Annotated in this window: 9 protein-coding genes and 1 rRNA gene; 7 read left to right on the forward strand and 3 right to left on the reverse strand. The window is 70.8% G+C overall.

The annotated features are described in order from the left end of the window. A partial coding sequence (locus ACVNF4_RS27425; protein ID WP_461805553.1) for a serine/threonine-protein kinase occupies positions 1–969 on the reverse strand: 969 nt, incomplete at its 3' end. 185 nt (positions 970–1154) lie between these two features. Between ACVNF4_RS27425 and ACVNF4_RS27430 the strand changes: the two genes are divergently transcribed. The 3 genes from ACVNF4_RS27430 (at position 1155) to ACVNF4_RS27440 (ending at position 3406) form a co-directional block, all read left to right on the forward strand. After that, positions 1155–1472: a peptidase gene (locus ACVNF4_RS27430; RefSeq protein ID WP_461805554.1), complete on the forward strand. Its 318-nt coding sequence runs from the start codon at positions 1155–1157 to the stop codon at positions 1470–1472. Between the two features lie 326 nt (positions 1473–1798). Then, positions 1799–2311 carry an EamA/RhaT family transporter gene (locus ACVNF4_RS27435; RefSeq protein ID WP_461805555.1) on the forward strand — a complete coding sequence of 171 codons (513 nt, stop codon included), beginning with the start codon at positions 1799–1801 and terminating at the stop codon, positions 2309–2311. A 327-nt stretch (positions 2312–2638) separates the two neighbouring features. Further along, a complete protein-coding gene (locus ACVNF4_RS27440) occupies positions 2639–3406 on the forward strand; it encodes a class I SAM-dependent methyltransferase (RefSeq protein ID WP_461805556.1) in 768 nt (255 codons plus the stop codon). 16 nt (positions 3407–3422) lie between these two features. On the opposite strand, the gene ACVNF4_RS27445 is transcribed toward ACVNF4_RS27440, so the two are convergent. Next, positions 3423–4856: a SulP family inorganic anion transporter gene (locus ACVNF4_RS27445; protein ID WP_461805561.1), complete on the reverse strand. Its 1434-nt coding sequence runs from the start codon at positions 4854–4856 to the stop codon at positions 3423–3425. A gap of 235 nt (positions 4857–5091) precedes the next feature. Here ACVNF4_RS27445 and ACVNF4_RS27450 point away from each other — a divergent pair, with 235 nt between their 5' ends. From ACVNF4_RS27450 to proC, 3 genes are all read left to right on the forward strand, one after another. Further along, positions 5092–5898: an ABC transporter ATP-binding protein gene (locus ACVNF4_RS27450; protein WP_461805557.1), complete on the forward strand. Its 807-nt coding sequence runs from the start codon at positions 5092–5094 to the stop codon at positions 5896–5898. Beyond that, a complete protein-coding gene (locus ACVNF4_RS27455; protein ID WP_461805558.1) occupies positions 5895–6671 on the forward strand; it encodes an ABC transporter permease in 777 nt (258 codons plus the stop codon). The genes ACVNF4_RS27450 and ACVNF4_RS27455 overlap by 4 nt, the downstream gene beginning before the upstream one ends. A gap of 61 nt (positions 6672–6732) precedes the next feature. Beyond that, on the forward strand, positions 6733–7545 hold the full coding sequence (gene proC / locus ACVNF4_RS27460) for a pyrroline-5-carboxylate reductase (RefSeq protein ID WP_461805559.1): 813 nt from the start codon (positions 6733–6735) through the stop codon (positions 7543–7545). Between the two features lie 20 nt (positions 7546–7565). Here proC and trpS read toward each other — a convergent pair whose 3' ends face one another. Further along, positions 7566–8591: a tryptophan--tRNA ligase gene (gene trpS / locus ACVNF4_RS27465; RefSeq protein WP_461805560.1), complete on the reverse strand. Its 1026-nt coding sequence runs from the start codon at positions 8589–8591 to the stop codon at positions 7566–7568. Positions 8592–9441: 850 nt separating this feature from the next. On the opposite strand from trpS, the gene ACVNF4_RS27470 reads away from it, so the two are divergent. Continuing rightward, a 16S ribosomal RNA gene (locus ACVNF4_RS27470) occupies positions 9442–9550 on the forward strand; the annotation flags it as partial.

Below are 9550 nucleotides of genomic sequence, written 5' to 3' on the forward strand. Positions count from 1 at the left end.
CCCGCGCTTCGGCTTCGCGGGCGGCGACGCCGGTGCCTCGGGCGCTGCCTCCGGCGTCCCGGACGTGTCCGTGCCCGTGTCCGCCGCGTCCGTCGCTTCCGGGACACGCCGGCTCGGAACGAACGTCTGCGTGTCGTACGATGCGGCCACCGACCGCAGTTCGCGCATCAGCTCGTCCGGAGTGGGGCGTTCCTCGGGCTCCTTCGCGAGGCAGGCGAGCACCAGGGGGGCGAGGCTCTGCGGGACGCCGGTCACCTCCGGCTCGTCGTGCACCACCTGGTAGGCGACGATGTACGGGCTGTCCGAGTCGAACGGGCCGCGCCCCGTCGACGCGTGCACCAGGACCGAGCCCAGCGCGAAGATGTCCGCCGCCGGACCCACCGCGCGCGGGCGCCGGAACTGCTCCGGCGCCATGAACGGCGGCGTCCCGATCAACTTGCCCGTCTCGGTGCGCAGTTCGCTGTCCTTCGGGCGTGAGATCCCGAAGTCGATCACCCTCGGGCCGTCCTCCGCCAGCAGGACGTTGCTCGGCTTCAGATCGCGGTGCACCACGCCCACGCGGTGGATGTCCCGCAGCGCCTCCGCCAGACCCGCCATCAGCCTGCGCAGCTTCTCCGGGGGGAGCGGTCCGTTCCGCTTCACCTCCTCCGACAGGGTCGGGCCGGGGATGAACAGCGTCGCCATCCACGGCCGTTCCGCGTCCGGGTCGGCGTCCACCACCGGAGCCGTGAACGCGCCGCTGACCCGCCGCGCGGCGGCGACCTCCTGCCGGAAACGGCTCCTGAACTCAGGGTTCTTCGCGAACTCGGCGTGCACGACCTTCACCGCGAGCTTCAGTCCCGACGTACTGCGCGCGAGGTGCACGACACCCATGCCGCCCGAGCCGAGACGTGACTCCAGGAGGTAGTGGCCGGCGTAGTCGGGAAGTTCCGCTTCCGCGCCTGCTCCGGTGTCCCTCCGTGGCGCCATGGAACCACCCCCGTGCTGTCTTGGCGCCTGGAGCCTAGTCGATGACGCGTACGAGACAGATACGAGGCAGAGGTGGCCCGTTGGTCCGGGTGTACGAATCGCGTACGTGTGTTTCGAACGGTGATCCGCGGGTATCAACGGGGTCCCATGGTCGTCATGGGGGATTTACGGGGGGAAGGTTCACCATGTCTGTCGACGAGACCGCGCAGTCCGCCGAGACCGAGGCCGAGGAGCAGGCGCACAGCCTCGCGCAGGTCTACTACCCGGTCGCCCCGGGCGTTCAGCTCAAGGTCCGCAGCGGCCCCGGCACCAGCTACTCCATCGTCCGGATCCTGCCGCTCAACGCGCGCGTGCCGGTCAACTGCCAGATGGAGGGGACGACGGTGTCGGGGTACTACGGGACCACCAGCGTCTGGGACAACGTCGGGAACGGGGAGTTCGTCTCGGACGCGTACGTGAAGACCGGGAGCGACGGGTACATCGCGCCTCGGTGCAACTTCTGATCGGAGCGGGGTAGCAGGGGGCGGGGAGCTGTGGGCGAGGCCGGGGAGGGGCTCCCCGGGGCTGCCGGGTCCGGCCGGGCCGGGGCTCCTCGGGGCTCCGGGGCAGGCTCCTGGGGCTGTGGCGACGGCGCCCCGAACGGGGGCGGTGTCTCGGTGATCGCCGAGAGGCTGGGCGGGGTTTTCGTGGGCGGCGGGTGCGGGGGTGCCCTGAGGCCGTCCTCGCCCGTCGCCGTACCCCGTCCTCGCCACCGCCCCGTCTCCGTCGCCCGCCCCAGCACTCCACCACCCGCCCGAAACCCCGCGCCCGGCCGCGCCATAATCGTCCCGTGAGTGACGAGAACGGCAGACCGGACACGGCGGACCGCGCGGACGGGGGTTCCGGGCCGCGTCCCGAGCCCTTGCGCTTCTTCGGTACGACGTGGGTGAACCACGACGACGGCTACCCGGTCCGCCGGATCGGTGTGGCGGTGGGCTCGCTGGTCGTCACGGCCGCCGCCTGCCTCGTCCTGCGGTTCGCCTACGAAGGGCTCGCGATCGCCGACATCGGGGGCTTCGTCGCCGTCCTGCTGGTGGTCATGTTCACCGGGTGCACGGCCCTCGCCTTCGGCCACACCTGGGACTCCTTCCGCAAACGCCCCGACCCCGCCCGCCAGTCCACCCTCCGCGGCCTCCTCACCATCGGCTTCGTCGGCTCCCTCCTCGCCTACACCTTCCGCTCCTTCCGCGAGGCCCCCGGCGAGCAGCTCCACCGCGCCGAGTACGAGGCGGCTCTCGCCGAACACACCCGCCGCAGCACCCGCAGAACAGGCAACCCGGCGAAGCGACGCCGGAAGGGGTGAGGGGGGCGCCACCGGCGCCGCTCCACTGCGGGGCCACGGCGCGGGGATACGGCTCTGGCGCGGAGAGGGCCATGGTGCGGCGGAGGGGGAAGTGGTGGTGAGCGGAGTCTGGGTCGGCCACAAGGGCCAGCCCGTTTCCCACGTTGCCGCGAACAGCCGACCCGCAGCTGTGGCACCCCGCAGCCGTCCCGCCCCGGCCGCGTTGCCGTTCCGCCAGCGAGGGAAGGGGTTTGCCCGCCCTGCCGGGGTGACCGGCGGCGCCACCCCACCCCGCTTCACACCAAAAACCCGTTCCCCCGCACCCCCCTCCCCCCTCACCATGTCCCCATGACCCCCTCGACCCGAGCCCACTCCTTCAACGCGGCGGCAGCCCAGTACGCGGCCAACCGCCCCGGCTACCCCCAGGAACTCCTCGACACGATCGAGGAGTTGGCGGACCGCAAATGGGAGGGCGCGAGAGTCGGGGACATCGGCGCGGGGACGGGGATCGCGACAAGCCTGCTGCACGGCCGTGGCGCGCGGATCGTGGCCGTGGAGCCCGGCGAGGGCATGGCCGCGGAGTTCAGGCGCGCGCTCCCGGACGTCCCGGTCGTGAGGGGCGACGGCAACCGCCTCCCCTTCCGCGACGCCACCCTCGACCTCCTCACCTACGCCCAGTCCTGGCACTGGACGGACCCGACCCGCGCGGTCCCGGAGGCGCTGCGGGTGCTGCGGCCGGGCGGTGCGCTGGCGCTGTGGTGGAACACGACGCCGGACGACGTCCCGTGGCTGTGGGAACAGGCGCTGAGGACGGGCCGGCACTTCGGCATCGACGTCGCCGGCGAGAAGGGCCGCGCCTCCCGGACCTCCCTCGCGGACCCGACCGGCACCCTCACGTTCGTCCACCGCATGATCCGCTGGAGCCGCCGGGTCCCCCTGGACACCCATCTGGCCAACATCGGCAGCCACTCCGCGTTCCTGGTCGACACGGAAGAGCGCACGACGGCCTTCCTCGCCGCGGAACGCGCCCACCTCCAGGCCGAGTTCCCGGACGGCGTCGTCGAGGAGACCTACGACGTCTCCCTCCTCGTGGCCCGCCGGCCCGCGTCCGACTGAGCCGAACGGGAACCCCCTAAACCCCCACCTCCGCCCGCCCGGACACCCGCTCCCCCCGCCCCTCGGCCCACGCCCTCAACGCAGCCGCACACGCGTGATCCACATGCCGCAGCCCCTCCAGCTCCAACCGCACCTCCCGGTCCACCGGCAGCCCCTCCAGTGCGTCGAGCAGCTTGGGCAGCCGCAGGAACGTCGCATGCCCGACCACCCGCACGACCAGCACCCCATCCCCCCGGTCCGCCATCTCGACCTGCACATGACTGATCTCCCAGGCCGTCTTGGCGACGGCGAGCGCCAGCCCGACCACGACCCCCTCGAAGAGATTCCCGAGGACGATCGCGACGGCGGTCACGACGAGGACGACGACCTCCCCCCGGTCCACCCGCCACAGCGCCCGCACCTCACGCACCGGCACGAGCTTGCACCCCGCGTGCACGAGCAGCCCGGCGAGAGCGGCGACGGGGATCACCCCGAGCACCCCCGGCACGACGGCGGCGAAGAGCAGCAGCCAGACACCGTGCAGCACGCGCGACGCCTTCGTCCGCGCCCCCGCCTGCACATTGGCCGCGCTGCGCACGATCACGGCCGTCATCGGCAGCGCCCCCAGCAGCCCGCACACCGTGTTCCCCGCGCCCTGCGCCATCAGCTCCTTGTCGTAGTCGGTCCTCCTCCCGTCATGCAGCCGGTCCACGGCCGCCGCACTGAACAGCGACTCCGCCGACGCGATCAACGCGAACGCGACGACCGTCCCGATCACCCCGACCTCCGCGAGCCGCCCCACATCGGCGAGCCCGGGTATCCGGACGGCCTCCCACAGCCCCCGCACCTCGACCCGCCGCACGTCCAAGTCGAACACCCCGGTCACCACCGCCGCGAGCGCGACCGCCACGAGCGGCGCGGGAACGAGCCGCGCCCCCCGCCGCCACCGCCCCCACAGCAGCAGTACGACCATGGTGGCACCCCCCACTGACAACGCCACCGGATCCGCCTCCCCGGGCAGCTCCACCAGCCCCGCGAGCTTGTCGATCCCACCCGCCGGCGCGCTCGCGTCCCCGAGCGCGTACACCTGCCCGGCGACCAGGACGAGCCCGATCCCGGCGAGCATGCCGTGCACGACGGCGACGGACACGGCCCGGAACCACCGCCCGAGCCGCAGCACCCCGAGCCCCAGCTGAAGCACCCCGGCGGCGAACACGAGAACGCCGAGCGCGTGCGGCCCGTACGTGCGGACGGCCTCGTACACGAGCACGGTCAGCCCGGCGGCGGGCCCGCTGACCTGGAGGCTGCTCCCGGGCAGCGCCCCCGCGACCAGGCCCCCGACGATCCCGGTGACCAGCCCCAGCTCGGGCGGCACCCCCGAGGCCATCGCGACACCCACACACAGGGGCAGCGCGACGAGAAACACGACGAGTGAAGCGAACAGATCGGCCTTGCGTACGCCACGGCGCATCTCGACAGCACCTCCGGTCGGCAACGGGAGATGCGTGGGCCCGCGCAGGGGGAGGGCGCGGTAGTACGGAACACCCTGCGCGGCCCGGAACCCCGCCGTGCCGCGCATGAATTCCATTGTCGGCAAAGGGGGTCGACCGCACAGCGGAACCGGGGTGGCGCGCGGGAGCGATAGGGAGCGAGAACAGCGCGCGATCCGCTTGACGGCCCATCGCGCCGAGCGCACTATTCATCACATGATGAATAAAAGCCCGAGCCTCCCGGACCCCGGCACCCCGGACCCCGGCACCCCCGCCGTCCGAGCCACCTCCCTCACCGTCACCCGAGGCCCCCGCGAAGTCCTCCACGCCCTCGACTTCACCGTCCCGAAAGGCCAGATCACCGGCCTCCTCGGCCCCTCCGGCTGCGGCAAGACGACCCTCATGCGCGCCCTCGTCGGCACCCAGGCCAAAGTCACCGGCACCCTTGAGGTCCTCGGCCGCCCCGCCGGCCACCCCACCCTGCGCAGCCGCATCGGATACGTCACCCAGGCCCCGTCCGTGTACGACGACCTGACGATCAGGCAGAACCTCGACTACTTCGCCGCCGTCCTCACCCCCACCCGCACGCACGCCGCCCGCCGCGCCGACGTCGACCGCGCCCTGACCGACGTCGACCTCACCTCCCACGCGAACGCCCTCGCCGGAAACCTCTCCGGTGGCCAGCGCAGCCGCGTCTCCCTCGCCGTCGCCCTCCTCGGCACCCCCGACCTCCTCGTCCTCGACGAACCCACCGTCGGCCTCGACCCCGTCCTGCGCCGCGACCTGTGGACCCTCTTCCACGACATCGCCGCCCGCGGCACCACCCTCGTCATCTCCTCGCACGTCATGGACGAGGCCGAACGCTGCCACCGCCTCCTCCTCATGCGCGCCGGCCGCCTCCTCGCCGACGACACCCCCACCGCCCTCCGCACCCGCACCACCACCGACACCGTCGAAGCCGCCTTCCTCCGCCTGGTCGACGAGGCGGACGACGCGACCCACGAGAAGGACGCCCTCCGATGACGACAACCCTGACGACGCCGGAACCCACCCGCTCCTTCAACGCCTCCCGCACCACCGCGACCGCCGCCCGCGTCCTGCGCCAGCTCCGCCACGACCCGCGCACGATCGCCCTGCTCCTCCTCATCCCCTGCCTGATGCTGGTCCTGCTGCGCTACGTCTTCGACGGCAGCCCCCGCACCTTCGACAACATCGGCGCCTCCCTCCTCGGGATCTTCCCGCTGATCACGATGTTCCTGGTCACCTCCATCGCCACGCTCCGCGAACGCACCTCCGGCACCCTCGAACGCCTCCTCGCGATGCCGCTCGGCAAGGCCGACCTGATCGCCGGGTACGCCCTCGCGTTCGGCGCCCTCGCCATCGTCCAGTCCGCCCTGGCCACCGGACTCGCCGTCTGGTTCCTCGGCCTCGACGTCACCGGCAGCCCCTGGCTCCTGCTGCTCGTCGCCCTCCTGGACGCCCTCCTCGGCACCGCCCTCGGCCTCTTCGTCTCGGCCTTCGCGGCCTCCGAGTTCCAGGCCGTCCAGTTCATGCCGGCGGTGATCTTCCCTCAGCTCCTCCTCTGCGGCCTCTTCACCCCGAGGGACGCCATGCACCCCGTCCTCGAAGCGATCTCCGACGTGCTGCCCATGTCGTACGCCGTCGACGGCATGAACGAGGTGCTCTGGCACACCGACATGACCGCCGCCTTCGTCCGGGACGTCCTCGTCGTCGCCGGATCCGCCCTGCTGGTCCTCGCCCTCGGCGCCGCGACCCTGCGCCGCCGCACCCGGTGACCCCCGTTCCGTCAGCCGGACAACCGCCCCCGGCCCCTTCGCCCGGTGCGAGGATGACGACATGAGCCAGAAAGTCGCAGTCCTCGGCACCGGAAAGATCGGCGAAGCCCTGCTCAGCGGGATGATCCGGGGCGGCTGGACCCCGGCCGACCTGCTGGTCACCGCACGCCGCCCGGAGCGCGCGAAGGAACTCCGCACCCGCTACGGCGTCACCCCGGTCGGCAACGCGGAAGCCGCCAAGACCGCCGACACCCTGATCCTCACCGTCAAGCCGCAGGACATGGGCACCCTGCTCGACGAACTCGCCCCGCACGTCCCCGCCGACCGCCTCGTGATCAGCGGCGCCGCGGGCATTCCCACCTCCTTCTTCGAGGAGCGCCTCGCCTCCGGCACCCCGGTCGTCCGCGTCATGACCAACACGCCCGCGCTCGTCGACGAGGCCATGTCCGTCATCTCCGCCGGCACCCACGCCACCGACGGCCACCTCGCCCACGCCGAGGAGATCTTCGGCGCCGTGGGCAAGACCCTGCGCGTCCCCGAGTCCCAGCAGGACGCCTGCACCGCGCTCTCCGGTTCGGGACCGGCGTACTTCTTCTACCTGGTCGAAGCCATGACCGACGCCGGCATCCTGCTCGGGCTGCCGCGCGACAAGGCCCACGACCTCATCGTCCAGTCCGCGATCGGCGCCGCCGTGATGCTCCGGGACAGCGGCGAACACCCCGTCAAGCTCCGGGAGAACGTCACCTCCCCGGCCGGCACCACCATCAGCGCCATCCGCGAACTGGAGAACCACGGCGTCCGGGCCGCCCTCATCGCCGCCCTCGAAGCCGCCCGCGACCGCAGCCGCCAGCTCGCCTCCGGCAAGAAGGACTGACCCACCGGCGCCGCCCGCCGCTACCGGCCCGCGTTCACCGCCACCTCCGGCGCGGGCTCCAGCAACCCGATCGCCCGGTAGGCGCCGTCCACCGTCGGCCGCGCCATCGCCCTCGCTCTCTGCGCTCCGTCCCGCAACACCCCCTCCACGTACTCCGTATCCACGCACAGCTCCTGATGCCTGGCCCGCACGGGCCTCAAGGTCTCGATCACAGCCTCCGCGGTGTCCGCCTTGAGCGTTCCGTACGAATTGTGAACGGCTGACAGATCCTCAGGGTTCCCACCCGTGCACGCGGCGAGGATCTCCAGCAGATTCGCGACCCCGGGACTCGCCTCACGGTCGTACACGACCTCCCGACCGCTGTCCGTGACGGCCCGCATCACCTTCTTGCGGATGACGTCGGGCTCGTCGAGGAGATAGACGATGCCCGGACCCGAGTCGTCGGACTTCCCCATCTTCGACAGCGGGTCCTGGAGGTTCATGACTCGCGCGGCCACCGCCGGATGCGTCGCCCTCGGGACCACGAACGTGTGCCCGTACCGCTGGTTGAACCGCACCGCCAGGTCCCGGGCCAGCTCCACATGCTGCGTCTGGTCGTCCCCCACCGGCACTTCGTCCGTCCCGTACGCCAGGATGTCCGCCGCCATCAGCACCGGATACGTCAGCAGCGACAGCCGCACACTCCCGCCCCGCGCCTGCTCCCGCCGCGCCTTCTCCTTGTACTGGATCATCCGCCGCATCTCCCCGTCGGTCGCGACGCACTCCAGGAGGTACGACAGCCTGGCGTGCTCGTCGACGTGGCTCTGTACGAAGAGAGTGCACAGGGACGGGTCCAGCCCCGCCGCCAGCAGCAGCGTCGCCGCCTGCCGGCTGAGCCTGCGCACGCGCGCGGGGTCGTGGTCGACGGTCAGGGCGTGCAGGTCGACGACGCAGAAGACCGCGTCGGACCGGTGCTGGTCGACCTCGGCCCACCGCCGCATGGCCCCCAGATAGTTCCCCAGCGTCAGATGCCCGGTCGGTTTGATCCCGCTGAAGACCTTCGCCATCTCCACTCCTCCTGGTCCGTGCCGCCGTCCCGGTCGGCCCCGGAGTCCTGGAGAGGAAACGCGAACGGCCGCCGAGGCGGCGGCCGTTGAATGCGTACGTGAGTACCGGCCGCCGTCAGGCGGCCCACCACTGTTGGGTGTACGTACGCGTCGTCATGCGGGCCAGAGTACCCCTCCGGGGTGGTCCCAGGGGGAGGAGTTGACACCCCTGGGGGCGATACGTAGTGTTCTCCGAGTTGTCCAGCGTGAGCGCCGACTCCGGTCGGTCCCCGGACAGCCATTCCGCAGGTACCAACCATTACTCGACGAGTAGTCGTGTCATTGGCGTGCGTATTTGCGAAATGAGGAATCCACGTTCGAAAGGACGAGGGCCCCCGATTGGCTTCGGAGGCTGGGAATCCGCTAGAGTTTGAGACGTCGGAACGGCCCAACAGCCGGGAAGACAACCCCCCGCTGACTGGGAATCAGACGCCGAAAGGATCTGATAGAGTCGGAAACGCCGAAAGGGAAACGCACGAAGCGAAAGCGGAGAGCGGGAACCGGAAAGCACCGAGGAAATCGGATCGGAAAAAGATCTGATAGAGTCGGAAACGCAAGACCGAAGGGAAACTGCCCGGAGGAAAGCCTGAGAGAGTCTCTCGGGTGAGTACAAAGGAAGCGTCCGTTCCTTGAGAACTCAACAGCGTGCCAAAAATCAACGCCAGATTAGTTGATACCCCGTCCACTCGGCTGTGAATGCCGGATGGATGAGGTTCCTTTGAAACAAACACAGCGAGGACGCTGAGAATCGCCGGATCATTCCTCCGGTGGTTCCGCTCTTCTGTGTTGTGCACCGGATTACCGGTAAACATTCACGGAGAGTTTGATCCTGGCTCAGGACGAACGCTGGCGGCGTGCTTAACACATGCAAGTCGAACGATGAAGCCCTTCGGGGTGGATTAGTGGCGAACGGGTGAGTA

This window comes from Streptomyces sp. S6, assembly GCF_054880855.1.